The sequence below is a fragment of the uncultured Streptomyces sp. genome (assembly GCF_947488945.1).
GTDB lineage: Bacteria > Actinomycetota > Actinomycetes > Streptomycetales > Streptomycetaceae > Streptomyces.
Genome location: NZ_CANLBS010000012.1, coordinates 105163 through 128566, shown reverse-complemented (window position 1 = coordinate 128566; position 23404 = coordinate 105163). Strand labels below are relative to the sequence as shown.

22 protein-coding genes, 1 pseudogene and 1 riboswitch are annotated in these 23404 nt (G+C 73.1%); of the genes and pseudogenes, 11 read left to right on the top strand and 12 right to left on the bottom strand.

Annotated features, from left to right (window positions below):
* Positions 1-56: 56 nt before the first annotated feature.
* Positions 57-1106: an NAD(P)-dependent oxidoreductase gene (locus tag Q0994_RS20480; protein WP_299537050.1), complete on the top strand. Its 1050-nt coding sequence runs from the start codon at positions 57-59 to the stop codon at positions 1104-1106.
* 73 nt (positions 1107-1179) lie between these two features.
* Here the strand turns inward: Q0994_RS20480 and Q0994_RS20475 are convergent, their stop codons facing one another.
* From Q0994_RS20475 to Q0994_RS20445, 7 genes are all read right to left on the bottom strand, one after another.
* Positions 1180-2706 (bottom strand): alpha/beta hydrolase, encoded by a 1527-nt coding sequence (locus Q0994_RS20475; RefSeq protein WP_299537276.1) that lies wholly within the window; start codon positions 2704-2706, stop codon positions 1180-1182.
* Positions 2707-2993: 287 nt separating this feature from the next.
* Positions 2994-3755 carry an urease accessory protein UreD gene (locus tag Q0994_RS20470; RefSeq protein ID WP_299537048.1) on the bottom strand — a complete coding sequence of 254 codons (762 nt, stop codon included), beginning with the start codon at positions 3753-3755 and terminating at the stop codon, positions 2994-2996.
* On the bottom strand, positions 3752-4426 hold the full coding sequence (gene ureG / locus Q0994_RS20465; protein ID WP_299537046.1) for an urease accessory protein UreG: 675 nt from the start codon (positions 4424-4426) through the stop codon (positions 3752-3754). The genes Q0994_RS20470 and ureG overlap by 4 nt, the downstream gene beginning before the upstream one ends.
* A 38-nt stretch (positions 4427-4464) precedes the next feature.
* Positions 4465-5127: an urease accessory protein UreF gene (locus Q0994_RS20460; RefSeq protein WP_299537043.1), complete on the bottom strand. Its 663-nt coding sequence runs from the start codon at positions 5125-5127 to the stop codon at positions 4465-4467.
* Positions 5128-5140: 13 nt separating this feature from the next.
* Positions 5141-6862, bottom strand: a complete 1722-nt coding sequence (locus tag Q0994_RS20455; protein ID WP_299537041.1) for an urease subunit alpha — start codon at positions 6860-6862, stop codon at positions 5141-5143.
* Positions 6855-7166: an urease subunit beta gene (locus Q0994_RS20450; RefSeq protein ID WP_299537039.1), complete on the bottom strand. Its 312-nt coding sequence runs from the start codon at positions 7164-7166 to the stop codon at positions 6855-6857. Before Q0994_RS20450 ends, Q0994_RS20455 begins: the two co-directional genes overlap by 8 nt.
* A gap of 11 nt (positions 7167-7177) precedes the next feature.
* Positions 7178-7480, bottom strand: coding sequence for an urease subunit gamma (locus tag Q0994_RS20445; protein ID WP_299537037.1), 303 nt, complete (start codon positions 7478-7480; stop codon positions 7178-7180).
* A gap of 520 nt (positions 7481-8000) precedes the next feature.
* Between Q0994_RS20445 and Q0994_RS20440 the strand changes: the two are divergent.
* The 3 genes and pseudogenes from Q0994_RS20440 to Q0994_RS20430 all read left to right on the top strand — a co-directional run.
* Positions 8001-8369 (top strand): annotated as a pseudogene (locus Q0994_RS20440) (ATP-dependent Clp protease proteolytic subunit); the annotation flags it as partial.
* Between the two features lie 7 nt (positions 8370-8376).
* On the top strand, positions 8377-8685 hold the full coding sequence (locus tag Q0994_RS20435) for a hypothetical protein (protein WP_299537034.1): 309 nt from the start codon (positions 8377-8379) through the stop codon (positions 8683-8685).
* A gap of 375 nt (positions 8686-9060) precedes the next feature.
* A riboswitch (cyclic di-AMP (ydaO/yuaA leader) is annotated at positions 9061-9225 on the top strand.
* Positions 9226-9228: 3 nt separating this feature from the next.
* Positions 9229-9699, top strand: coding sequence for a C40 family peptidase (locus Q0994_RS20430; RefSeq protein ID WP_299537031.1), 471 nt, complete (start codon positions 9229-9231; stop codon positions 9697-9699).
* 185 nt (positions 9700-9884) lie between these two features.
* On the opposite strand, the gene Q0994_RS20425 is transcribed toward Q0994_RS20430, so the two are convergent.
* Both Q0994_RS20425 and Q0994_RS20420 read right to left on the bottom strand, forming a co-directional pair.
* Positions 9885-10313, bottom strand: a complete 429-nt coding sequence (locus Q0994_RS20425; RefSeq protein ID WP_299537029.1) for an ATP-binding protein — start codon at positions 10311-10313, stop codon at positions 9885-9887.
* A 224-nt stretch (positions 10314-10537) separates the two neighbouring features.
* Positions 10538-11677, bottom strand: coding sequence for an 8-amino-7-oxononanoate synthase (locus Q0994_RS20420; RefSeq protein WP_299537027.1), 1140 nt, complete (start codon positions 11675-11677; stop codon positions 10538-10540).
* A gap of 144 nt (positions 11678-11821) precedes the next feature.
* On the opposite strand from Q0994_RS20420, the gene bioB reads away from it, so the two are divergent.
* The 3 genes from bioB to bioD are packed head-to-tail and all read left to right on the top strand — an operon-like array spanning position 11822 to position 15249.
* The gene (bioB, locus tag Q0994_RS20415) at positions 11822-13201 is read left to right on the top strand and encodes a biotin synthase BioB (RefSeq protein ID WP_299537025.1); all 1380 of its coding nucleotides are present in this window, start codon (positions 11822-11824) and stop codon (positions 13199-13201) included.
* Entirely contained in the window at positions 13194-14546 is a 1353-nt protein-coding gene (locus Q0994_RS20410; protein WP_299537022.1) for an adenosylmethionine--8-amino-7-oxononanoate transaminase, read from the top strand. Before bioB ends, Q0994_RS20410 begins: the two co-directional genes overlap by 8 nt.
* A gap of 1 nt (position 14547) precedes the next feature.
* Positions 14548-15249, top strand: a complete 702-nt coding sequence (gene bioD / locus Q0994_RS20405) for a dethiobiotin synthase (RefSeq protein ID WP_299537019.1) — start codon at positions 14548-14550, stop codon at positions 15247-15249.
* A gap of 101 nt (positions 15250-15350) precedes the next feature.
* Here bioD and Q0994_RS20400 read toward each other — a convergent pair whose 3' ends face one another.
* The 3 genes from Q0994_RS20400 to Q0994_RS20390 all read right to left on the bottom strand — a co-directional run bounded on the left by Q0994_RS20400 (position 15351) and on the right by Q0994_RS20390 (position 17393).
* A complete protein-coding gene (locus Q0994_RS20400; protein WP_299537274.1) occupies positions 15351-15689 on the bottom strand; it encodes a fic family toxin-antitoxin system, toxin component in 339 nt (112 codons plus the stop codon).
* A gap of 361 nt (positions 15690-16050) precedes the next feature.
* Entirely contained in the window at positions 16051-17043 is a 993-nt protein-coding gene (locus Q0994_RS20395) for a PP2C family serine/threonine-protein phosphatase (protein WP_299537016.1), read from the bottom strand.
* Between the two features lie 122 nt (positions 17044-17165).
* The gene (locus tag Q0994_RS20390) at positions 17166-17393 is read right to left on the bottom strand and encodes an antitoxin (protein ID WP_299537013.1); all 228 of its coding nucleotides are present in this window, start codon (positions 17391-17393) and stop codon (positions 17166-17168) included.
* 169 nt (positions 17394-17562) lie between these two features.
* Between Q0994_RS20390 and Q0994_RS20385 the strand changes: the two genes are divergently transcribed.
* The 4 genes from Q0994_RS20385 to Q0994_RS20370 all read left to right on the top strand — a co-directional run bounded on the left by Q0994_RS20385 (position 17563) and on the right by Q0994_RS20370 (position 23001).
* Entirely contained in the window at positions 17563-17982 is a 420-nt protein-coding gene (locus tag Q0994_RS20385; protein WP_299537010.1) for a GNAT family N-acetyltransferase, read from the top strand.
* Between the two features lie 1372 nt (positions 17983-19354).
* Complete coding sequence (locus Q0994_RS20380; protein WP_299537007.1) at positions 19355-20692, top strand: hemolysin family protein; 1338 nt, start codon at positions 19355-19357, stop codon at positions 20690-20692.
* Entirely contained in the window at positions 20689-21708 is a 1020-nt protein-coding gene (locus Q0994_RS20375) for a hemolysin family protein (RefSeq protein ID WP_299537005.1), read from the top strand. The genes Q0994_RS20380 and Q0994_RS20375 overlap by 4 nt, the downstream gene beginning before the upstream one ends.
* Positions 21709-22152: 444 nt before the next feature.
* Entirely contained in the window at positions 22153-23001 is an 849-nt protein-coding gene (locus tag Q0994_RS20370; RefSeq protein WP_299537003.1) for an SGNH/GDSL hydrolase family protein, read from the top strand.
* The last annotated feature ends 403 nt before the right edge of the window (positions 23002-23404 follow it).

Below are 23404 nucleotides of genomic sequence, written 5' to 3'. Positions count from 1 at the left end.
TCCGCGACCGGCGAACACCCCTTCTCCCGCATCCGCCCCTCACATAGCGTCCTGCCATGAGCCGAGGACGGGCATGGGTACTGGGTGCGACCGGTCAAGTGGGACGGGCCGCGGTGGACGCGTTGACGCGGGACGGCTGGGAGGTGACGGCCGCCTCCCGCAGGGGTGGCGACCCGGGCGGGCGGCCCGGGGAGACCCGCACGATCGCCGTGGACCGCGACGAGGAGGGCGCTCTGGAGCAGGCCCTCGGGGACGGTTGCGACCTGCTGGTCGACGTCGTCGCCTTCGGGGCGCCGCACGCCCGGCAGCTCACCGCGCTGTCCGGACGCGTCGGTTCGGCGGTGGTCGTCTCCACCGGTGCGCTGTACACGGACGCCCGGGGCCGCGGTTTCGACACCCAGGGCGAGCCGGACGGCGCCCCGGTCTACCCGGTGCCGATCCCGGAGTCGCAGCCGACGGTGCCCCCGGGCGACGGCACGTACGCCTCGCGCAAGGCCGAGCTGGAGCGGACACTGCTGGACGCGGGGGCGGACCTGCCGGTGACGCTGCTGCGGGCGGGCGCGATCCACGGGCCGTACTCCCGGTCGCCGCGGGAGCTGTACTTCGTGAAACGGCTGCTCGACGGCCGTCGGCGGCGGGTGCTGGCGTTCGGCGGCACCAGTGTCTTCCACCCCGCGCACGTGGCCAACCTGGCCGAGCTGGTCCGGCTCGCGGCGCTCCGCCCCGGCTCGCGGGTGTTGAACGCCGCGGACCCCGACGCGCCGAGCGTCGCGGAGATCGGTGCGGCGATCGACGAGGTGCTCGGGACGGACACGGAGACCGTGCTGATGCCGGGGCCGCCCGGCCCGGACGGGGTCGGCGACACCCCGTGGAGCATCGAGCACCCCGTCGTGTACGACATGTCCGCGGCCGAGCGGGAGCTGGGGTACCGGGCGGTCACCGGGTACGCCGGGTCGCTGCCGGCGACGGTCTCGGGGCTGGTCGGCGAGCTGGAAGGGCGCGACTGGCGCGAGGCGTTCCCCGACCTGCACAGGGCTTACGGGCCCGGCCTGTTCGACTACGCGGCGGAGGACGCCTGGCTGAAGCGTCACGACCGGCGCGGCTGAGCCGCGCCGGTCGTGACGGGCACATGGCCGGGGCCGGCCCCGTGGCGGGACCGGCCCCGGTGGTGCGGCGGTCCTACGGAACCGGCGTGGCGTGCGGGGCGCACGTCACGTCGCGGCTGTCGGTGGCCCCGGTCAACAGGTAGGTGTCGACCCGCTGGTTGACGCACGGGTTGACCAGCCCGGTGACGCCGTGGGAACCGGCGTCCTTCTCGGTGATCAGCCGCGAGCCCTTGAACCGCTGGTGCAGCGAGACGGCGCCCTCGTACGGGGTGGCGGCGTCGCGGGTGGACTGCACGATGAGGACCGGCGGCAGGCCCTTGCCCGTGGTGACCTCCAGCGGGCGCTGCTGCGGGGCGTGCCAGGTCGCGCAGGGCAGGTTCATCCAGGCGTTGGCCCAGGTCATGAACGGGTAGTCGCGGTGCAGCCGGGTGTTGTCGCGGTCCCAGGTGCGCCAGTTCGTCGGCCACTTGGCGTCCGCGCACTCGACGGCGGTGTAGACGGCGTTGCCGTTCTCGGAGGCGGCGTTGCCCGCCACGTCCGACAGGTCCGGGGCCGCGGCGTCCACCAGCGCCTGGGTGTCACCGGCACGGTAGTCGCTCCAGGTCTGGGCGACCGGCTTCCAGCTGGAGTCGTAGTACGGAGCGCTCTGGAAGAAGCCGATCAGCTCGGCCGGGCCGACGAGGCCGCCGATGGGGCTCTTCTTCGCGGCGGCGCGCAGGGTCAGCCATGCCTGCTCGACCTTCTGCGGGGTGTCGCCGATGTGGTAGGTGGCGTCGTTCGCGGCGACCCATGCCTTCCAGTCGTCCCAGCGGCCCTGGAAGGCGATGTCCTGGTTGAGGTTGGCCTCGTACCAGATGTTGTCGCGGTCCGGGTCGACGACGCTGTCGACGACCATGCGGCGCACGTGCGACGGGAAGAGCGTGCCGTAGACGGCGCCCAGGTAGGTGCCGTAGGAGACGCCGAGGTAGTTGAGCTTCTTCTCCCCGAGCGCGGCCCGGATCACGTCGAGGTCGCGGGCGGTGTTCGGGGTGGTCATGTGCGGCAGCATGTCGCCGCTGCGTTCGGCGCAGCCGGCCGCGTACTCGGCGGCGAGCTTGCGCTGGGCGCGCTTGTCGGCCTCGCTGTCGGGGACCGGGTCCGCCTTCGGCGCCTTGACGTACTCCTGCGGGTCGGCGCAGGAGATCGGCGCCGAGTGGCCCACGCCGCGCGGGTCGAAGCCGACGAAGTCGTAGGCGGCGGCGGTCTTCGTCCAGAGCGGGTTCTTGTTGGTGATCCGGGTCGGGAAGCGCATCCCGGAGCCGCCGGGGCCGCCGGGGTTGTAGATGAGCGCGCCCTGCCGTTCGGCGGCGGTGCCGGTGCTGACGTGCCGGTCGACGGCGAGTCTGATCTTCTTGCCGTAGGGCTTCGCGTAGTCGACCGGGACGGTCACCCAGCCGCACTCGATGGGCGCGGCCAGGCCCCAGTCCGCGGGACAGGCGGCCCAGTCGATCCCCTGCGCCGCCGCACGGTCCGCCGCGACGAGGACGCCTCGGGCCTCGGCGCCGCCGCCGTCGTGGTGAGCGGTCGCCGAGGCCGCGGGTATCGCGGTCGCGCCGACCATGAGCGTGCCGGCGACCAGCGCGCCGAGCGGTCCGAGCAGTGTGGAGCGTCGTCTCACGTGGAACCTCCCCCTGGGATGCCGCGCCGCCGGGGCGGCGCGGTGTCGGAACTCCCCGTGATCCTTGCGCCTGTGCGGTTCCTGAGGACAGGGCGTACACGTGTTTCTTTACCGAACCAATAACCGGTGAACGGTGTCGCGCTGAGCGGACTCGGCCGCCGGGAAGGGGAGTTGACGGCCCCAAAGGCGCGCGGGCGCGCCGCGGTCCGCCGCCCGGGCCGGAGTCGGCCTCACCCCCGACCCCGGGCGCCGGGGATCTCGTACGCCGCCTCGTCCAGGATCGCGCGCAGCAGGCGCGCGTCCTCGGCGACGGCCGTGACCAGGACGGCGGGTCCGGCCAGGGGGGTGAGGACGGCGGTGGGGCCGAGGACCCGGGCGGCCGGTTTCTTGTCGTCGAAGTCCGGGTCCACCACCAGGAGTTGTCCGACTGTGCGGTGGTCTCCGAGGACCGCCGGGCCGTCCCAGCCGGGCTCGGCGTCCGGCCCGTAGGCCAGTCGCTGGTCCAGCAGCGGGCGGCCGGCCCGGTGCACGACGAGGCGGGTGGTGAGGGCGCCGGTGGGCTCTTGGTGCCGGCCGAGCACCTGCTCCTCGCGCAGCACCAGCCGGGCGGTCGGGGCGAGCGTGACCCGGGTGGTCATCGCCAGCCTGCTGCCGCGGGCGGAGATCAGCGGCTCCGGCAGCCAGCGCAGCACCGCGTCGTCGCCGACGTCCAGCGTCACGTCGTACGTGGCGGGGCCGGGGCCGGGCAGCGCCACGGTGGCGGCGGCGGAGCCGAGGGTGAGCCGGGCGCCCTCCTCCACCGCGACCCGCACCGCCAGCCGGTCGCCGCCGAGCGGCGCGCTCATCGCGCCGACGAGGGTGACCCCGGCGTACGGGGCAGCGGCCCGGGTGCGGCGTAGCGCGAGCGGTCCGTCGCTCTCCAGCTCCGGCAGGACGGTGCAGCCGCGATCGTCCGCCACGGCCCGCAACCGGGCCGTCGCGCGGACGCTCACGCGACCCAGGCGGCGAGCCGCGACCGCACCCAGCCGGCGACCGGGGCCACGCCCTCCTCGCCCCTCAACGACTGGAACACGACCGGGAGTTCGCCGCGCTGCTGCTCGGCGTCCCGGGCCATCCGACCGAGGTCGGACCCGACGTACGGGGCGAGGTCGGTCTTGTTGACGACGAGCAGGTCGGCGGTGGTGACGCCGGGGCCTCCCTTGCGCGGGATGTCGTCGCCGCCGGCGACGTCGATGACGAAGATCTGCGCGTCCACCAGCCCCTTGGAGAAGGTGGCGGTGAGGTTGTCGCCGCCGGACTCGACGAGGATCAGGTCGAGGGGGCCGACGGTGTCCTCCAGGTCCTCGACCGCTTCGAGGTTGGCGGAGATGTCGTCGCGGATGGCGGTGTGCGGGCAGGCGCCGGTCTCGACGGCCTGGATGCGCTCGGGCGGCAGGACCGCGTTGCGGAGCAGGAAGGCGGCGTCCTCGCGGGTGTAGATGTCATTGGTGACGACGGCGATGGAGTAGCGGTCGCGCAGGGCACGGCAGAGCGCGGCGACGGTGGCGGTCTTGCCCGAGCCGACCGGCCCGCCGAGGCCGATGCGCAGGGCCCGACGGGTGCCGTCGGGGCGGGCGGCGTCGGCGCTGACGGCGGCCGTGCCGTGGGAGTGGTCGAGGTGCATGGTGCGGCTCCTGAGGATGGCGGTGCGACGGTCCGGTCCTACGACGCGAAGAGGCGGACCGGCTGTGCGGCGTGGATCTCGGCGGCGATGTCGAGCAGCGGCGCGGAGGCCGAGGGCAGGGCGTCGATGCCCTGCCGGGCGGCGGCCACCGCCTGTTCGACGACCCGGTCGAGGTCCGGGGCGAGGCGGGCGAGGACGGCGGTGGCCTCGAAGGGGTCGAGCGAGAGCAGCCGGACGACCGCGGTGGCGGGTCCGCCGACCGCTTCGTAGGCGGCGCAGTGGGCGGCGTCCTCGGGGGTGAGGCCGGCCGAACGGGCGGTGAGGCCGAGGACGACGGGCTGGTGGGCCCCCCGGGGCCGGGCCGCGGCGAGCGCGTCCAGCTCCGGGCCGGGCCAGGTGTGCCGGGCCGCCCGCATGAGCTGGCGGCCCAGTTTGCGGGCGGTGGCGCGCAGCGCGGGTGAGGGCGTACGGGCGTCGGCGGCGTCGTCCAGGGCGAGCGGGTCGAGGCCGAGGGCCGCCGCCGCGGCGAGCGCGGCGGTGGTGAGCCCGGCGGTGTGCAGGCGGCCGCGGCAGAAGCCGGCGAGGTCGTCGGCGTCACGGATACGGCCCGCCGTGACGGCCGGTTCGGCACCGCCGGAGTGGGCGTGCCCACCCGCGGGGAACCGGCCGTCGGCGAGGATGAGCAGGGCTGCGCGTGTCATGGCGGTCCCGCGCTCAGAAGAGGAAGTAGCGCTGGGCCATCGGGAGCTCCGCCGCGGGGGCGGGCTCGACGAGGTCGCCGTCGATGGTGACGGCGAAGCTGTCGGGGTCGACTTCCACCCGGGGCACGGCGTCGTTCTCCCGCATGTCGGCCTTGGTCACGCCCCGGGTGCTGGTGATCGGCACGAACTTCTTGCCGAGGCCCAGGCGTTCGGGCAGGCCGTCGTCGATCGCCGCCTGCGAGACGAAGTTGAAGGAGTTCGCGGCGGGCGCCCTGCCGACGGCGCCGAACATCGGCCGCGGCATGACGGGCTGGGGGGTGGGGATGGACGCGTTGGCGTCACCCATCTGGGCGTAGGCGATCTGGCCGCCCTTGATGACGAGCTGGGGCTTCACCCCGAAGAAGGCGGGATCCCAGAGCACGAGGTCGGCGAGCTTCCCGGTCTCGACCGAGCCGACCTCACGGTCGATGCCCTGCGCCACGGCCGGGTTGATGGTGTATTTGGCGACATAGCGACGGGCCCGGTGGTTGTCGGCCCGGCCGTCGCCGGGCAGGGAGCCGCGGCGCTTCTTCATCACGTGTGCGGTCTGCCAGGTCCGCAGGACGACCTCGCCGATGCGTCCCATCGCCTGGGAGTCGGAGGAGATGATGGAGATGGCCCCGAGGTCGTGCAGGATGTCCTCGGCCGCGATGGTCGAGGGCCGGATCCGGGACTCTGCGAACGCCAGGTCCTCGGGCACCGACGGGTTGAGGTGGTGGCACACCATCAGCATGTCGAGGTGTTCCTCGATGGTGTTGACGGTGTGCGGCCGGGTGGGGTTGGTCGAACTCGGCAGTACGTAGGGCTCGGAGACCACAGTGATGATGTCGGGCGCGTGCCCGCCTCCCGCGCCCTCGGTGTGGTACGCGTGGATGGTGCGGCCCGCGATGGCGGCGAGGGTGTCGCCGACGAAGCCGGCTTCGTTGAGGGTGTCCGTGTGGATGGCGAGCTGCGCGCCGGTCTCCTCACAGACGCTCAGGCAGGCGTCGATCACCGCGGGGGTGGCGCCCCAGTCCTCGTGGATCTTGAATCCCAGCGCCCCGCCGCGCAGTTGTGCGTGCATCGCGTCGCGGGACATGGTGTTGCCCTTGCCGAGCAGCCCGATGTTGACCGGGTAGGCCTCCAGCGCCTCGAACATCCGGGCCAGGTGCCAGCCGCCGGGGGTGACGGTGGTGGCCTTGGTGCCCTCGGCGGGCCCGGTGCCGCCGCCGACGAGGGTGGTCACCCCGGAGGAGAGCGCCTGGTCGACGAGGGTGGGCGTGATGAAGTGGACGTGCGCGTCGACGGCACCGGCGGTGAGCAGCTTGCCGTTGCCCGCGATGATCTCCGTCTCGGGGCCGATCACCAGGTCCGGGTGGACGCCGTCCATGGTGTCCGGGTTGCCGGCCTTGCCGATGCCGGTGATCCGGCCGTCCCGGATGCCGACGTCCGCCTTGACGACGCCCCAGTGGTCGAGGACGACGGCGCCGGTGATGACGGTGTCCGGGGCGCCCTCGGCGCGGGTGGTGCGCGCCTGGCCCATGGACTCGCGGATCACCTTGCCGCCGCCGAACACCGCCTCGTCGCCGGAGCGTCCCGGACCGCCGGAGCGGTCCTCTTCGATCTCCACGAGGAGATCGGTGTCGGCGAGCCGGATGCGGTCACCGGCGGTGGGGCCGAACAGGTCGGCGTAGACGGCACGGTCGAGTTCAGCCATCGAGGGCACCTCCGGTCGCGCCGCGCAGTCCGGGAACGGTCCGGGCCCCGGCGAGGGGGACGAGTTCGACGTCGACGGGGATACCGGGCTCGAAGCGCACGGCGGTCCCGGCAGCGATGTTCAGGCGCAGCCCGTGGGCCGCCCCGCGGTCGAAGTCGAGGCCGGGATTGGCCTCGGCGAAGTGGTAGTGCGAGCCGACCTGGACGGGCCGGTCGGCGGCGTTGAGCACGGTGAGGCGGGTGATCGCGCGGCCCTCGTTGAGGAGCACCGGCCCGTCCCCGTACAGGATCTCTCCGGGAATCATCGGCGCCGCCCTCAGACGATCGGTTCGTGGACGGTGACGAGCTTGGTGCCGTCGGGGAAGGTGGCCTCGACCTGGACGTCGTGGATCATCTCGGGGATGCCGTCCATGACGTCGTCGCGGGTGAGGATCCTGCGTCCGGAGGCCATCAGCTCGGCGACGGTGCGGCCGTCGCGGGCGCCCTCCAGGATGTGGGCGGTGATGAGGGCCACCGCCTCCGGGTGGTTGAGCCGCAGCCCGCGGGCACGGCGCTTCTCGGCGACGTCCGCGGCCACATGGATGAGCAGGCGTTCCTGCTCGTGCGGGGTCAGTTGCACGCTTCCACCTCATCGTCGTCCGCCCACTACCGGCTCGGGGCGCAGCGGGACCATACCGGACCGTCAACAGTTCGTTGAACGCCGGAACGGACCTCTCGGGTCAGGGTGTGCACGGTAGGACGAAAGTTTTACCGCCGCGTTAACTGATCTTGTGCCGGTCGATGCGATCACGGCCCCGGAGGGGCTTCGCGCCGCACCGGGCCCGGGGAGCGCGCGGCCACCGACGCGGCACCGGCGGGGCGGGGAGCGGGGGCGCGGGCGCGACGGACCGGCCGCACGGGCCTTCGTATACGGCCGGGGTACGGGCCTGGGCGGCGGAGAACGGCGCGTGCGGGGGCGGGACGGGGCGATGCACGGTGGCGCGTGCGGGGGCGAGGGCGGCGCGGAGGACGGCGGGGCGGTTTGTCGGGCCGCCGACCGGCAGCGGGGCCCTGCCGGCGCGACCGGGGTGCGGCGGTACGGTGCTGCGGTGCGGTCGCGTGAGACGGGTCGCAGGGCGTGCGGGTCACGGGACGCGTCAGGCTTCGCGGGAGCGGCGGCGGCCCTGTTGCCGGCGGCGGGAGCGCCGGGGCGCCGACATGCACTGCCCCGCGCGCGGGTAGTCATGCAGCAGCCCGCCCTGCCCGAGCCGGTGCGCGGCCGGCCCTCCGACCTGAAGATCGAAGCGCGTGAACTCCTGTGCACGCGCGACCTGCTGATCACCCTGCCGGCAGGACACACCGGCCGGCCCGCCGAACGCATCGCAGCCGACCTCGCACGCGACACCATTGCCGACGCCCCGGCGGCGCGGGCGTACGGCCTGGTGGACCACGTCACGGTGGACCACCTGCTGGTGGACCACGTACGGGAGAACCGCGACGCCTCCCTCCCACCGCAGACCCCGAGGTGAACCGCCGATGCTGCCACCCGAACTCCCGCCGCTGCCCGCCCTGACGCGCGCGGAGGGAGCCTTCATCGACCACTATCTCGACGTACTGGACCAGGTGGGGCGCATCAACCCCGCGCACGGCGGCGACACGTACGCCGCCCTGCGCGCGGCACAGGCGCTGACCTCGCTCGCCGTGGCACTGCGTGAGGCGCTGACGCTGATGCACGAGCGGGGCGAGGCGCAGCTCCACGCAGCCACCCTGGCACGGGCGCTGCGGGCGCTCGACGGAGAGCGGCGGGCCGGGCGCGTCATCGTGCCGCCCGAGAGGCGGAGTTGACGGCGGACGGACGCGGACACGGGTAGGAAACTGGCCCATTCGGGGGCTGTCGGAGACACGCCCGGACCGGTGATCGGATTTCTCCCTCGTTCGGCGTACCACGCCACCCGGACGCGTGACCCGTCGATTTGCCTTCTCGATCGGTCCTGTGATCGCCCGGTGACGCTTCGTCGCTGGTGTGGGCGTGGACTTCCCCCGGACCGGGGAACCCCTTCGGCCCACCGCCCCACCTGTTCGGCGCAGCGGGTCCCTGCCGCACCGATGGCGGCCGTACCCCGGAAATCGTGCGCGGGTTGAGTCAAGATCCGTGGGACGACAAGCCCCCGCCACCGCGACGGGGCGGTCCGGGCGGACGCCGAGTCCTGCCGCTGTCCGGATGACTGGTCGACGAAAGTGGATCGGCAGGAGTGGAGGACCCGAGCACAACGGGTCGACCGGGAGACCGGCCGTCCCTCGGGGTGAAGCCGCATCACGCGGCCGGGCAACTTCGCCAGCCCGAACCCGACAGGTCATCCTTCACAGGCGGCTGACGAAGGGTTGCGCATGTCTGCGCAGGTTCATGTCCCGTCTCTGCTCGCACGCACCGGCACCGCGTCGGTCCTCACTCTGGCCGTCGGCACGACGATGCTGACGCCCGGTCTGGTGACCGAGGCCGAAGCCGCTTCCCATTCGGCCCGGGCACTGCACGTCGCCGCGTCGAAGAAGGGAGCCCCCTATCAGTACGGCGCCACCGGTCCCCGCCGGTTCGACTGCTCGGGCCTGACGCTCTACTCGTTCAAGAGGGTCGGCAAGAAGCTCCCCCGCACGGCCGCCCAGCAGTACAACAAGACCCGCCACATCTCCTCGGCGCACCGCCGGAAGGGGGACTTGGTCTTCTTCCACCAGGGCAGCTACGTGTACCACGTGGGCATCTACGCCGGTAAGGGCAAGATGTGGCACTCCCCGAAGACGGGGGCCGTGGTGCGGCTGGAGAAGATCTGGACGAAGAAGGTCTGGTACGGGCGGGTGCGCTGACGCGGGCGGCGGGCCGGTTCCGGGGGCCGACCCTCGGCGCGGTCCCGTCTCCGTTCGGGCCAGGCGGGGCGGTGCCCGGACGTGCGGTCGAGCGCGCTGTCCGGCCTGCGCGACGGGACTGCTCCTCCCGGTCCCCGTCGGCGAACCCGGCGCGCGGGCGGCCCGGCCGCAGGACACCGGGCCGCTCAGACCGCCGCCGCGGGCCAGGGCAGGACGACCCAGACCGTCTTGCCGCCGTCGGGGGTGGGTGTGACGCCCAGTGTGCCGCCGTGCTCCTTCACCAGGGATCTGATGATCGGCAGTCCGCGGCCGTTGTCCTGACGGACGGCGGCGGGCAACCGCCGGGGCGGCCGGGGGTGGCTGTCGGCGACCCCGAGCCTGAGTTCCTCGTCGCGTTCCAGGGCGAGGTGCACCGTGAAGGTGGGCGACCGGCCCAGGGTGTGCTGCACCGCGTTGGTGGCCAGCTCCGAGGTGATCAGCCGCAGCGTGTCGGCCAGGTCGCTGCCGTCGTCCAGGCCCCAGGCCACGAGCGTGCGCGACACGTGCCTCCGGGCCACCGGGACCGACATCGGGTCGCTCGGCAGAGTGAGGTTCGCCTCCTGCTGGTCAGCCATGTCGACGCGGCCCCTTTCAGCCTCCGGTCGGCCCGTCGCCGACGCGGACAGTGCTGCACGTCACACTGTCACCGTCACCAGGTGCCTCCGTACGGATCCGCCGAGATGTGTGTGGTTCTGTCGCTCGATGCGGTGAACCGGGTCCCGGCGCGGAGTCGAACGTCCCGAACACCGGTGACGGCGGGGAGGATCCCGGACCTGCCACCCGGCAGCCCCCGCCTCGGTCAGCGGGGCGCGGTGCGGGCGACGGTCGCCACGGCGGCGGCCACCTGCGCGTCCGTCAGGTCCGCACGGGCCGTCAGGCGGAGCCGGGAGACGCCGTCCGGGACCGACGGGGGCCGGAAACAGCCCACCGAGATCCCGGCGGCCCCGCAGTCGGCCGCCCAGCGCACCGCCTCGGCCGGACCGGGCGCGCGTACCGCCACCACGGCGGCGTCCGGCCGCACCGCGTCGAGGCCGGCGTCCGACAGCCCCCGGTACAGATCCAGCGCCACGGCACGGGCCCGGTCCGCCCGGTGCGGTTCCGCGCGCAGCAGAGCCAGTGCCGCGCCCGCGCCCGCCACGGCGGCCGGTGCGAGGCCGGTGTCGAAGATGAAGGTGCGGGCGGTGTTGACCAGGTGCGCGATGACGCGGGCCGGACCGAGCACGGCGCCGCCCTGACTGCCCAGGGACTTGGACAGGGTCACCGTGGCCACCACGTCGGGTGCTCCGGCCAGCCCGGTGGCGGCCGGCGCGCCGCGACCGCCCGGCCCGAGGACGCCGAGCCCGTGGGCGTCGTCCACCAGAAGGGCGGCCCCCTCGGCCCGGCAGGCGTCGGCCAGTGCGGTGAGGGGCGCGGCGTCCCCGTCGACGGAGAAGACGGTGTCGCTGACGGCCAGCGCCCGGCCGGCGTGCCCGTGCAGGGCCTTGCGTACCGCTTCCGGGTCGGCGTGCGGGACCACCTCGACGGCGGCCCGCGACAACCGGCAACCGTCCACGATCGAGGCATGGTTGGCCGCGTCCGACACGATCAGCGACCCCGCCGCGGAGAGGGAGGTGAGGGCGGCGAGGTTGGCCGCGTAGCCGGAGGACATCACCAGCGCCGCCTCGAATCCGCAGAACGACGCCAGATCGCGTTCGAACCCGGCGTGCAGCGTGGTCGATCCGGTCACCAGCCGCGAACCCGTGGCACCGGCTCCCCAGGTCCGGGCCGCGCGTGCCGCCGCCCCCGTGACCTCGGGGTGACGGGTCAGCCCCAGATAGTCGTTGCCCGCGAGGTCCAGGAGCCCGGTGTCGGCTCCACGGGGCCGGAGCGTACGGACGAGTCCGGAGGCCGCGCGGCGGCCCGCGTCCTCATCGATCCAGTCGAACGGGTCGAAGGCCATGACTCGGTCCTTTTTGTAGGCAGCCCACAGAGGTTAACGGGGAGTGCAGCAGGTCATGGTGTGGCAATGCACACACAGCCTCACCGGGTCTCCTGTCGGGTTCCTCCTTGGCCGAACCGCTGGTCGTGCGTCAGGATCGACGCCATGGACCTCCTGAGCACGCTGGTGGACAAGGGGCTGCGGCGCGAGACGCCGACCCGCGAAGAAGCGCTCGCCGTTCTGGCGACCTCCGACGACGACCTGCTCGACGTGGTGGCCGCGGCGGGGAGGGTGCGCCGCGAGTGGTTCGGCCGACGGGTGAAGCTGAACTATCTGGTCAATCTCAAGTCGGGTCTCTGCCCGGAGGATTGCTCCTACTGCTCGCAGCGGCTCGGCTCGGGCGCCGACATCCTCAAGTACACCTGGCTGAAACCGGACGAGGCGTCGAAGGCGGCCGCGGCCGGTGTCGCGGGCGGCGCGAAGCGGGTGTGCCTGGTGGCGAGCGGCCGCGGCCCGACGGACCGGGACGTCGACCGGGTGTCGCGCACCATCGAGGCGATCAAGGAGGAGAACGAGGGCGTCGAGGTGTGCGCCTGCCTGGGCCTGCTCTCCGACGGACAGGCGGAGCAACTGCGTACGGCGGGCGCCGACGCGTACAACCACAACCTCAACACGTCGGAGGCCACGTACGGGGCGATCACGACCACGCACACGTACGCCGATCGGGTGGACACCGTGCGGCGGGCACGCGGGGCCGGGCTGTCGCCGTGCTCCGGGCTGATCGCGGGCATGGGCGAGAGCGACGCCGATCTGGTCGACGTCGTCTTCGCGCTGCGGGAACTCGACCCGGACTCGGTACCGGTGAACTTCCTGATCCCGTTCGAGGGCACTCCGCTGGCCGACGAGTGGAACCTGACGCCGCAGCGCTGCCTGCGCATCCTCGCGATGGTCCGGTTCGTCTGCCCCGACGTCGAGGTCAGGATCGCCGGCGGCCGCGAGGTACACCTGCGGTCGATGCAGCCGCTGGCTCTGCACCTGGTCAACTCCCTGTTCCTCGGTGACTATCTGACGAGTGAGGGTCAGGCGGGACAGGCCGACCTCGACATGATCGCCGACGCCGGGTTCGAGGTGGAGGGCGCGGGAACCACGACGCTGCCGGGCCATCGTGTCGCCGGGCGCGCGGCCGCCCGTGCGGACGGGACCGGCCGGGGGGACACGGAGGCGACGGGCTGCGGAAGCGGTGCGGCGGAGTCCGCGTCGTGCTCCACGTCCTGCGGGTCGGTGTGCGGTTCCCACGAGGGTCACGGGGCCGGTGCGGTGGAGAACGGTGCCACGCCGGCCGGGGCTTCGGGGGCGGACGGCGCTTCGGGCGCGGGTGGTACGGGCGGCGGCTGCGGGCCGTGCGGCGGGGCGGGCTCGCGGGCGGGCGCGGAGACCGAGGCTGCCGAGGGGGTGCCGGTGGCACGGGACGGGAAGCCGTCGCGCGCGGGCCTGGTGACCGTGCGCCGACGCGGCGCGGGCACGGACGTCGCGCCCAATGCCTGACCTTCACACGCTCGTCCCGGGAAGCCAGGTCTCCCCGCCCGCACCGGCACGGCTCACCCCCGCCCGGCTGCGGGAGCTCGACCGCGAGCACGTCTGGCACCCGTACGGTCCGATGCCCGGCCGCCAGGAGCCCCTGGTCGTCGCGTCCGCTTCGGGCGTCCGCCTCAAGCTGGCCGAACCCACTTGCGGGCAAAGCGAGTTGGTGGACGGCATGTCGTCCTGGTGGTCGGCGGTGCACGGCTACAACCACCCGGTGCTCAACGCGGCGGCGCGCGACCAGCTCGACCGGATGAGCCACGTGATGTTCGGCGGGCTCACCCACGAGCCGGCCGTCCGACTCGCCGCCCGGCTGGTCGAGATCACCCCGGAGCCGCTGCGGCACGTGTTCCTCGCCGACTCGGGCTCGGTCTCGGTCGAGGTCGCCGTGAAGATGTGCCTGCAGTACTGGCGGTCCGTCGGCCGACCGGCCAAGCAACGGCTGATGACCTGGCGCGGCGGTTACCACGGCGACACCTGGCAGCCGATGTCCGTGTGCGATCCGGAGGGCGGGATGCACGACCTCTGGTCCGGCGTCCTTCCCCGGCAGGTCTTCGCGGACCTTCCGCCCGCCGGCTTCGACGCCGAGCCCGACCCCGCCTACCTCGCCCATCTGCGGGACACGATCGCCCTGCACGCCGACCGGCTCGCAGCGGTGATCGTCGAACCCGTGGTGCAGGGTGCGGGCGGCATGCGCTTCCACTCCCCCGCGTATCTGCGGGCGCTGCGCGAGGCGTGCGACGCGCACGACGTCCTCCTGGTCTTCGACGAGATCGCGACGGGATTCGGGCGTACCGGGCGGTTGTTCGCCGCCGACCACGCCGCGGTGGCACCCGACGTCATGTGCGTCGGCAAGGCGCTGACCGGCGGCTATCTGACGATGGCGGCGACGTTGTGCACCGCACGGGTGGCGGACGGCATCGCGCGCGGCGACGTGCCGGTGCTGGCGCACGGCCCGACGTTCATGGGCAATCCGCTCGCGGCGGCGGTGGCGTGCGCGTCGATCGACCTGCTGCTCGGCCAGGACTGGGAGCACGAGGTCTCCCGGATCGGAACGGGGCTGCGGGACGGACTCGCCGAGGCCCGCTCGTTGCCCGGTGTGGCGGACGTACGGGTGCTGGGCGCCATCGGCGTCGTCCAGTTGGACCACGAGGTGGACATGGCCGCGGCGACCCGGGCCGCGGTGCGCGAGGGCGTGTGGCTGCGCCCGTTCCGCGACCTCGTCTACACCATGCCGCCGTACATCACCGATGACCAGGACGTGGCGCGGATCTGCCGTGCCGTGTGCGCCGCGGCGCGGGAAGGCTGACATGACCATCCTCGTGGTGACGGGCACCGACACCGAAATCGGCAAGACGGTGGTGACGGCGGCCGTCGCCGCCGCTGCCGCCGGCCGCCGGGTCGCGGTGCTCAAGCCCGCCCAGACCGGGGTGGCGCCCGGCGAGCCGGGAGACGTGGCCGAGGTGGTCCGGCTGGCCGGCGCCTGGATCACCACCGCCGAACTGGCCCGTTTCCCCGAGCCGTTGGCACCGGCCACCGCTGCCCGCCGGGCCGGGTTGCCGCCGGTGCGTCCGCACGAGATCGCCGAGGCCGCCGAGAAGCTGGCGACCGACCACGAACTGGTGCTGATCGAGGGCGCGGGCGGACTGCTCGTCCGGTACGACGACGAGGGCGCCACGCTCGCGGACGCCGCCCGGCTGCTGGCGGCCCCGGTCCTGCTGGTGACGCGGGCCGGTCTCGGGACGCTCAACTCCACGGCCCTGACGGCCGAGGCGCTGCGCAGCCGGGGCCTGGAATGCCCCGGAGTCGTCGTCGGCAGCATGCCCCAGACCCCGGATCTGGCAGAACGGTGCAACCTGGAGGATCTGCCGGTGGCGGCCGGTGCGCCGCTGCTCGGCATCGTCCCGGCCGGTGCCGGCGCGCTTCCCCCCGCGGAGTTCGCCCACCGCGCCCCGTCGTGGCTCGCCCCTCGCCTGGGCGGCGTGTGGCGGGGCACAGGGGCGACGGCCTAGGAGGGCTGCGGCAGGAAGGGGCGGGAGGGATGCGGGAGGACGGGGCGGGGGGGACGCGGGCGTATTGCCGACCGTCCTGGCGCCCGCCCCTGCCGCCCGCCTCACACGCACCAGGTGCGCAACTCCGCCGCGACGGAGCGCACATCGGCCTCTCCGAACTTCACCATGCGGGCGAGTTCCCGCACTTGTTCCGGCGATGTGCTGAGCTTGTAGCCGGACGCGACGAGGTAACCGTAGGCGACGGCGGAGGCGAACATCGCGTTCGAGTGCTCCAACGCGGGGACGTGCAGCAACAGTTGTAGCAGGGCTGCCGCACGGGAATGCGGGTCGCTGTACACGGGGGCGCCGAAGATCTCGGCTTCGTGCCGGCTGACCGCGGCGACCAGTGCTCCCCAGTCGACCACGTGCGGATCGCCCGGGGTCCGGTGCTCGGCGACCATGAGCAGCCAGGACAGGTCGATCCGAAGGATGAGGACGCCCGCCGTCGAACCCTCGGCCCCACGGCTGTCGTCGCCGTAGCCGTAGCCGTAGCCGTCCGCGGCGCCGTCGCGGTCGTCGGCGCCACGGCCGTCGCCGTCGTGGCCGTCGTCATCGGGCGAACGGCCTTCGGGGGAGGAATCGTTGTCCATGCGGAGACTGCCTCGCGGATCAGAAAGCGGGGTGGGCCAAGACGAAGTCGAACGGGCATACCGGGGAGGGACGTTGGGCTCGCGGTCGAACGATTGAGCCGGCTCCCTCGCCGGTCAGTGTTCAGTATTCATCAGTGCGGGGTGGCGTTCCACGATCGGTCACGCCGGGCGCTCAGGGCTCGTACAAGGGGGATACCGGTATCGACAGGGCCGTGACGTTGTCGTGGCCGCCGGCCTCCAACGCATGGGCGACCCAAGCCCGTACGTTCCGGAGTTCGCCGTCTGCGTCGCGCCCACCGCGCCGGGACGGCAGTACGGAACGCAGGCTCTCGACGCCGTCGAGATACCGCCAGAGGCCGTCCGTGCACAGGAGCAGACGTCCGGGCACTGCGGGACGGTGGCTCCGTATCCGGGGCGGCCGGTCGTCGGCGTCGGCGCCGAGCCAGGCCGCCAAGGCGTCGTTCTCGCCGGTGTCGTCCTCGGAAAGCGCCCAGCCTGGGCCCTCGTCCGGGATCCAGTAGGCCCGGCTGTCACCGATCCACGCCGTCCAGATCCCCTCGGGCCCGACGATTCCCGCGAGGAAAGTGCAGGCGGGGGCGGCGCCGAGGAGGTCCAGGACGGGGTCACCGGAGGCCGAGGGGACGCGGGTCGGGACCGGAGCGGCGCGGGTGAGGGCTTGCATGGCGTAGGCCGGGGCGTCAGTGGCGGCGGCAGAGGCTCGGCCTGCGGGGGCCGGGCTCTGGTTGGCGAAGGTGGCGGCCTGGTTGGCGGAGGTGGCGGCCTGGTTGGCGGAGGTGGCGGCCTGGTTGGCGGAGGCCGGGATCTGGCCGGCTCGCGCCGGGATGTGGGTGGTTCGCGCCGGGGCTCGGGTGGCCCGGGGCGAGGTGGCCAGGGCGGACACCGCCTGCGCGGCACGCGCCGCGGCTCGGACGAGAGCGGTCTCGGGAAGTTCACCCGCGCGAAGCGCCTCGACGGTGACGTTCGCCGCGACCTCGGCCGCGAGGCGGGCGGCACGGTCGGACCGGGGCGCCATGGACACGCCGTCACAGACGACACCCACCGTCCAGTCGTCCACCGTGGCCAGCGCCATCGCGTCGGCGTTGACGCCCCGGATCAGTCCACGATCGGTGACACCGGCCGCGCCATGGCCTCCGACGGCCTCCACATGCGAACGGAAGCCCTCTTGAGCGGCCCCGCATTCCCAGCAGCGACCGTCCGGACCCACGGTCCCCGCGCACTCGGCACACACCGGAGCGGTCACGCTGCCGCCCTTCGCCGCCGACGTCGTCAGCGGTTACGCCCGCTCTCCGCGCCGAACTCCTCCGCGAAGACGGACTCGTACTGCTTCATGAAATCGGCTGCCGCCTCGACGAAGGTCTGCCCCACTTCGCCCGCGTCCTGCTCGACCAGTTCCTCGATGTAACGGTTCACGCTCACCCCCCGTTGGGAAGCCCGCTGACGGGCGGTTTCGGCCGTGGCCCTGTCCACACGCACGTTCAGCTGAGTCTTCGGCACCCCTTTACACTAGCGCCGCCGTGCTAGCGCCTGCAAGGGCGGCGCATGCGTGCCCCGTGCACGCCCTCCCCGCCCGGCGCCCGCCCGTGGCGGGCGGCTGCCCCGCCGGGGTGTCCAGCATGCGAAAAGGGTTCGCCGGGACAATCTCGGCCCTGGTTGGCTCCTCCCCATGAGCGATCTTCACCTGCGACACGCGCTCCCGGCGGACATCGATCCCGTACTGGAGTTCTGGCGCGTAGCCGCCGAGGGGACCAGCATCACCGACGACCACGACGGCATGGCCCGCCTGCTGCGAACGGATCCCGAAGCCCTGCTGCTCGCCGAACGCGACGACACACTCGTCGGCACGGTCATCGCCGGGTTCGACGGATGGCGCTGCTCCCTCTACCGACTGGCCGTGCATCCGGACTGCCGCCGTCAGGGCATCGCCTCCGCCCTGCTGGAAGCCGCACGGCAGCGGTTCACCGCGCTCGGCGGACGGCGCGTGGACGCCATGGTGCTGGAAGCCAACGAGCAGGCGCACCACACCTGGGCCGCAGCCGGCTACCACCGCGAGGACCACTGGCGACGCTGGGTCGCGTCCCTGTAGGCCTCCCGGCGGGGCCCAGGCCAGGCACGCCGCCCAGCGGGAAGAGCGCGGGCGGTGGCTAGGTGCGAGGCGGGGCGAGGCGCTGGGGGCCGGGCGCTGCGGGCCGGGCACCGCGGGCCGGGCGCTGCGGGCACGAGTCCCTGGGCCGGGGGCGGAGCGCGCCCCCGGTCGACGTGGAGCGCCGGGGGCCGAGAGGCGACGTGCCGGGAGGGCCGTGGGGGTGCCGGTCGGGCGGTAGCTGGGCGAAGCCGTGGCCGGGCGGAAGCCCGGCACCTGCCCGGAGAGGGCCGGGGGAGCCGGTACGGCGTGATCGCGTGTACGCGACAGCGGCGCGCGGTCGTGGGGCTCCCGGTGCGCCGGAAACGCGCTGAGTCCCGTCGACGGGCCGGGCGAGGGCGCAAGACCTGTATCCGCCAGGACCGCAGCGTTGAAAACGCCGAATTGCCGGCCTCGACGGTCCTGACCGATACGCATCCCGGATCCGCTCGGGTCCGCCCAGCAGGAAATGATTCGGCGACACCCGGCGATCGAGCCGCTCCGCGCGTAAGCGGAACCGGCCTCCGGACGCGGGGCGTGAGACCTCGGGCGTGAGACACCGGGGCATCCGAGGGCTGACAGCGATCGGCCCCGGAACGCCAGGGCTCTGAGGCATCGGGGCACTGGGCATCGGGCATCGGGCATCGGGCATCGCATCATTGATCAAGGCGCCGGGCGGTTCAGCTCACCGCGCTGCGCCCCCTGGTCACCCCCGGCCGCCCGAGGCACGCATCCCGCGGCGTCATCGCCGTACGCACGTGTCGCGGCCCCTGCCGCATCACCTACCGGGTAGCGGGTACGAGAGCCCGGCCGAGGCCAGCCGCGTCCGCCCTCATGCCGTGCCCGGCACCCGGGGCCCGCCCTCGGGCGGGCCCCGGGTGCCGCCCGAGGGCGACCCACGCGACGAAGGTGCCCGCCGCCGGGCGGGCCGGAAGAAGAAGGGCTGACCGTGCGAGAAGGACCGGCGCTGCCGGGCGGAACGGGGCCGGGACGAGCGGGCAGAAACGGGGCGGGGCGAGCGGGCCCACCGCACCGTCCGCCGGGTGTGTCCACGAGGGCCGGACATACGGCGCCGGATCGCATGTCCCGCCGCGACACGGCCCGAGGGCCTGTCACCATGGAACCCGCACGATGGGGAGGTCCGAGGGCGTGCCCCCGCCGATCCCGCCCCCCACCACCCCACTTTGCCCATCCTTTACCATGGGATCCGTCATCCTGATCATTACTCCGAAAGGTGTGAGCGTCCGTCCATGGGCGAGCCTCCCAGTAGTCGTCAACCGCGCCGACAGCGCGCGACCCTCCGACCCCTGCCCGATCATGGGACGGAGGTGAACCGATGATCGAAGTGCTACTGCTCCTGGTCGCACTGCTGCTGTCACTCGCCTGTGGGGCCTTCGTCGCGGCGGAGTTCTCCCTGACCACGGTGGAACGCCGGGATCTCGAACGCGCCGTCGAGCGCGGTGAGCGCGGCGCTGCGGGCGCTCTCAAGGCGGTCCGCAGTCTCACCTTCCAGCTTTCCGGCGCGCAGCTGGGCATCACCGTCACCAACCTGGTGGTCGGCATGCTGTCCGAAGCGTCGATCGTCAAGCTCATCCGCGGACCGGTGGAGGCGATCGGGCTGGCCCCGAGCGTCGCCTCGTCCGTCGCCATCGTGATCGGAACCGCGATTTCCACCGTGGTGCTGATGGTCGTCGGTGAACTCGTCCCCAAGAACTGGGCCATCTCCTCACCGCTGGCCGTGTCCAAGGTCGTCGCCACACCGCAGCGGATCTTCACCGCGGTGTTCCGCCCCTTCATCAGCCACCTCAACAACACGGCCAACCGCATCGTGCGCCGATTCGGGCTGGAACCCACCGAGGAACTCGCTTCTGCGCGCAGCCCCCAGGAGCTGGTCGCCCTCGCGCGCCACTCGGCCAAGGAAGGCGCGCTGGAGGCGGACACCGCCGAGCTGTTCGTGCGCACGTTGAAGCTGTCCGAGCTGACCGCCGAGAACGTCATGACCCCGCGTGTCCAGGTGACCGCGCTGGAGACGCACGCGACCGCCGAGGACGTCGCCAACGCGACCCGCGCCACCGGTCTCTCGCGCTTCCCCGTGCACCGGGGCGGTCTGGACACGGTGGTCGGCGTGGCCCACATCAAGGACGTGCTGGCGATCCCCGCTGAACAGCGGCCCCGCACCCGTGTCACGGACCTGATGCGCGAACCGCTCCTGGTCCCCGAGACGCTCACGGTGGACCGGCTGCTCGACCGGCTGACCAGCAGGATGGCCATGGCCGTCGTCATCGACGAGTACGGCGGTACAGCCGGCGTCGTCACGCTGGAGGACATCGTCGAGGAGGTGGTCGGCGAGGTACGCGACGAGCACGACCCGCACGAGACCCCCGACCTCGCCCGGGCCGGCGAGGACGCCGACGGACGCAGCCTTTGGTCCGCGGACGGTGCCGCGCGCACCGACCAGCTCCGGACGATCGGCCTGCGCGTCCCGGACGGACCGTACGAGACGCTCGCCGGCCTCATCGCCAACGAGGTCGGCCGCATCCCGAAGGTCGGTGACACGGTCGAGATGGCCGACTGGCGGATCGACGTCGTGGACGCCTCGGGGCGCCGCGCCGCCCGCGCGCTGTTGCACGCACCGCTGACGCACACCGAGGAAGAGACGGAGGACGCGCGATGATCGCCCTTCAGCTGTTCATCGGCCTGCTGACGCTGGTCGTCAACGCATTCTTCGTCGGCGCGGAGTTCGCACTGATCTCGGTGCGCCGCAGTCAGATCGAGCCCGAGGCCGAGGCCGGAAACCGGCGCGCCCGCAGTGTCATCTGGGGCCTCGAACACGTCTCCGCCCTGCTGGCGGCGGCCCAGCTCGGCATCACGCTCTGCACCCTGGTGCTGGGCATCGTCGCCGAGCCTGCGATCGCCCACTTGCTGGAGCCGGCCTTCGACGCGGTGGGGGTGCCGCACGGACTGGTCCACCCGATCTCGTTCGTGATCGCCCTGTCCGTGGCCACGTACCTGCACATGCTCCTGGGCGAGATGGTGCCGAAGAACGTCGCGCTCGCCGAGCCGGCACGCAGCGCCTTGCTGCTCGGTCCGCCCCTGGTCGCCATGGCCAGGGCCCTGCGGCCCGTGATCTTCGCGATCAACGCCTTCGCCAATCTGCTGCTGAAGCTGCTGCGGGTGGAGACGAAGGACGAGGTCTCGGCCACGTTCTCCGACGACGAGCTGGCCTTGATGGTCAAGGACGCCGGGGACGCCGGCCTGGTCGACGACCGTTCCGCGGAGCGGTTGCGCCACGCGCTGGAGCTGGGACGGCGTCCGGTGCGCGACGTCGTCATGCCGGTCGACCGGGTGGTGTTCACCCGGGTCGGGACGACCCCCGAGGAACTGGAGCGCCTGTCGTCCGAGTCCGGGTTCTCGCGCTTCCCGGTCATGGACAGCGAACAGCGGATACTCGGCTACCTCCATGTGAAGGACGCCCTGGACGCTGTTCCCCGCGACGTCCCGTTCCCGGTGAGCGCGATGCGCCCGATCGCCCGGGTGCGGGCCGCCACGCCCCTCGACGACGTTCTGACCGCGCTGCGGCGCAGCCGAACGCACCTCGCTGCGGTCCTCGACGACGAGGGCCGGCTGGTGGGCGTCGTCACGATGGAGGACGTCCTGCGCGAACTCGTCGGACGGCCCCAGGCCAAGTGACGGGGGCCGCCCGGCGGACGGTGACGGTGACGGCGGTACGGGGCCGGCTTGCAGCCGGATCGCCGGGCGGCCGGGAACGAAGCCGGACGACGCCCTGAGTCGGCAGGTGGCCCGCCGCGCGGTCGACGCGCGGCGGGCCACCTCTGCGCGGTGGGCGGCGGTCAGGAACGGGGCGGCCTCCTCAAGCGCGAGGCCGGGCCCGGAAGCGAGTGCGACGTCCTGGGCGTCACCGGTGAGCCGGCCTCCGGACGAAGAGGACGGATGTGCCCGGCCGCCGCGACCGGCTCGGCCCGGGGCGCGGAGGTACCGGTCGGACACGTCGGTCCTGCCGGAACGGCTCCGGTCGGCGCCCGACACCCGGTTTCCGTACCCCCGTCGGCTCATGATCCGGCCGCCGCGGGGGAATCCGACGACACTGGCCTCGCGCGGTACCATCGCCGGGCCATGGAAATGAATGCCTCCTACACCAGCCTTGTCGCGATCGGCGACTCGTTCACCGAGGGCATGTCCGATCTGCTGCCCGACGGCACTTACCGGGGCTGGGCCGACATCCTCGCCGCCCGACTGGCCACCAGGACCCCTGGATTCCGGTACGCCAATCTCGCCGTCCGCGGGAAGCTCATCAGCCAGATCGTGACGGAGCAGGTGGACGCCGCGGTGGCGCTCCAGCCCGACGTGGTCACCCTCGTGGGCGGGCTGAACGACACCCTGCGGCCGAAGTGCGACATGGGCATGGTCACGGCTCGGCTCGAGGAGGCCGTGGAGCGACTGGCTCCGGCGTGCAAGACCTTGGTCCTGATGCGCAGTCCCGGCCGGAACGGCCCGGTGATGGAGCGGTTCCGCCCACGCATGGAGGAACTGTTCACGCTGGTCGACGCACTGGCGGCCCGGCACGACGCGGTGGTGGTCGACCTGTACGGGGCTCCGTCGCTGGGCGACCCCCGCCTTTGGGACTTCGACCGGCTCCACCTGACGGCCGAGGGGCATGAGCGGGTCGCCGAGGCGGTCTGGCAGGCGCTCGGGCTCCCCGCCGAGACCGATTGGCAGACCCCGCTGGCCCCCACCGCCCCGCTCCGCTGGGCGAACCGGCGGGTCGACGACGTCCGCTTCGCGCGGCAGCACCTCGTTCCGTGGATCGGCCGCCGACTCACCGGCCGGTCGTCCGGGGACGGCCGCTTCGGCGCGCAGTTCGACGGCGGAATCGGCCGAGCGTTCTGGATCGCCCCCACCGATGACGACGAACCGGGTCCGGTGACGGGGTGGCGCCGGGTGGATGAGCCTCCACGCCCGTAGTGCGGCATGCCACCCCCATGTTGAATGGACTGCCGAACGCCGTGCCGAGCAGCGGGTGCCTGCCGGGAGCCGCGCCCGCCGGCCGGTGAAGGCCCGAAGCAGGCCGCTGAAAGCCCGGAGCGGCGCTTCTCGCCCCGTGCCGGTCGCCCGTGCGACGGCCCCGAACGGCCCGTGCGCCCCTGGCCGCCCCTCCTGCCTCGACCGTCCCGCACGAGCCGACGGGTTACCACGGTTCCATGGACAGGTGTGCCGCCCCGGAGTGCCTGGCCGCATGCGTCCGTCGGCCTCCGCAGGACGGCCGGCGGCGACTCCGCCCCCGTGTCCGGCCCGTCGATGATCCGATGTGGCGCAGGCAACGCGAGCCTCCGGCCGTCCCTGGCACGCCCGCTCGTAGCAAAGTACA

Coding starts and splice junctions, on each gene's coding strand:
- Q0994_RS20480 (WP_299537050.1), top strand. CDS start 57: ATGAGCCGAGGACGGGCATGGGTACTGGGTGCGACCGGTCAAGTGGGA.
- Q0994_RS20475 (WP_299537276.1), bottom strand. CDS start 2,706: ATGGTCGGCGCGACCGCGATACCCGCGGCCTCGGCGACCGCTCACCAC.
- ureG (WP_299537046.1), bottom strand. CDS start 4,426: ATGCACCTCGACCACTCCCACGGCACGGCCGCCGTCAGCGCCGACGCC.
- Q0994_RS20460 (WP_299537043.1), bottom strand. CDS start 5,127: ATGACACGCGCAGCCCTGCTCATCCTCGCCGACGGCCGGTTCCCCGCG.
- Q0994_RS20455 (WP_299537041.1), bottom strand. CDS start 6,862: ATGGCTGAACTCGACCGTGCCGTCTACGCCGACCTGTTCGGCCCCACC.
- Q0994_RS20450 (WP_299537039.1), bottom strand. CDS start 7,166: ATGATTCCCGGAGAGATCCTGTACGGGGACGGGCCGGTGCTCCTCAAC.
- Q0994_RS20435 (WP_299537034.1), top strand. CDS start 8,377: ATGCTGCCACCCGAACTCCCGCCGCTGCCCGCCCTGACGCGCGCGGAG.
- Q0994_RS20430 (WP_299537031.1), top strand. CDS start 9,229: ATGTCTGCGCAGGTTCATGTCCCGTCTCTGCTCGCACGCACCGGCACC.
- Q0994_RS20425 (WP_299537029.1), bottom strand. CDS start 10,313: ATGGCTGACCAGCAGGAGGCGAACCTCACTCTGCCGAGCGACCCGATG.
- Q0994_RS20420 (WP_299537027.1), bottom strand. CDS start 11,677: ATGGCCTTCGACCCGTTCGACTGGATCGATGAGGACGCGGGCCGCCGC.
- bioB (WP_299537025.1), top strand. CDS start 11,822: ATGGACCTCCTGAGCACGCTGGTGGACAAGGGGCTGCGGCGCGAGACG.
- Q0994_RS20410 (WP_299537022.1), top strand. CDS start 13,194: ATGCCTGACCTTCACACGCTCGTCCCGGGAAGCCAGGTCTCCCCGCCC.
- bioD (WP_299537019.1), top strand. CDS start 14,548: ATGACCATCCTCGTGGTGACGGGCACCGACACCGAAATCGGCAAGACG.
- Q0994_RS20400 (WP_299537274.1), bottom strand. CDS start 15,689: ATGGTCGCCGAGCACCGGACCCCGGGCGATCCGCACGTGGTCGACTGG.
- Q0994_RS20385 (WP_299537010.1), top strand. CDS start 17,563: ATGAGCGATCTTCACCTGCGACACGCGCTCCCGGCGGACATCGATCCC.
- Q0994_RS20380 (WP_299537007.1), top strand. CDS start 19,355: ATGATCGAAGTGCTACTGCTCCTGGTCGCACTGCTGCTGTCACTCGCC.
- Q0994_RS20375 (WP_299537005.1), top strand. CDS start 20,689: ATGATCGCCCTTCAGCTGTTCATCGGCCTGCTGACGCTGGTCGTCAAC.
- Q0994_RS20370 (WP_299537003.1), top strand. CDS start 22,153: ATGGAAATGAATGCCTCCTACACCAGCCTTGTCGCGATCGGCGACTCG.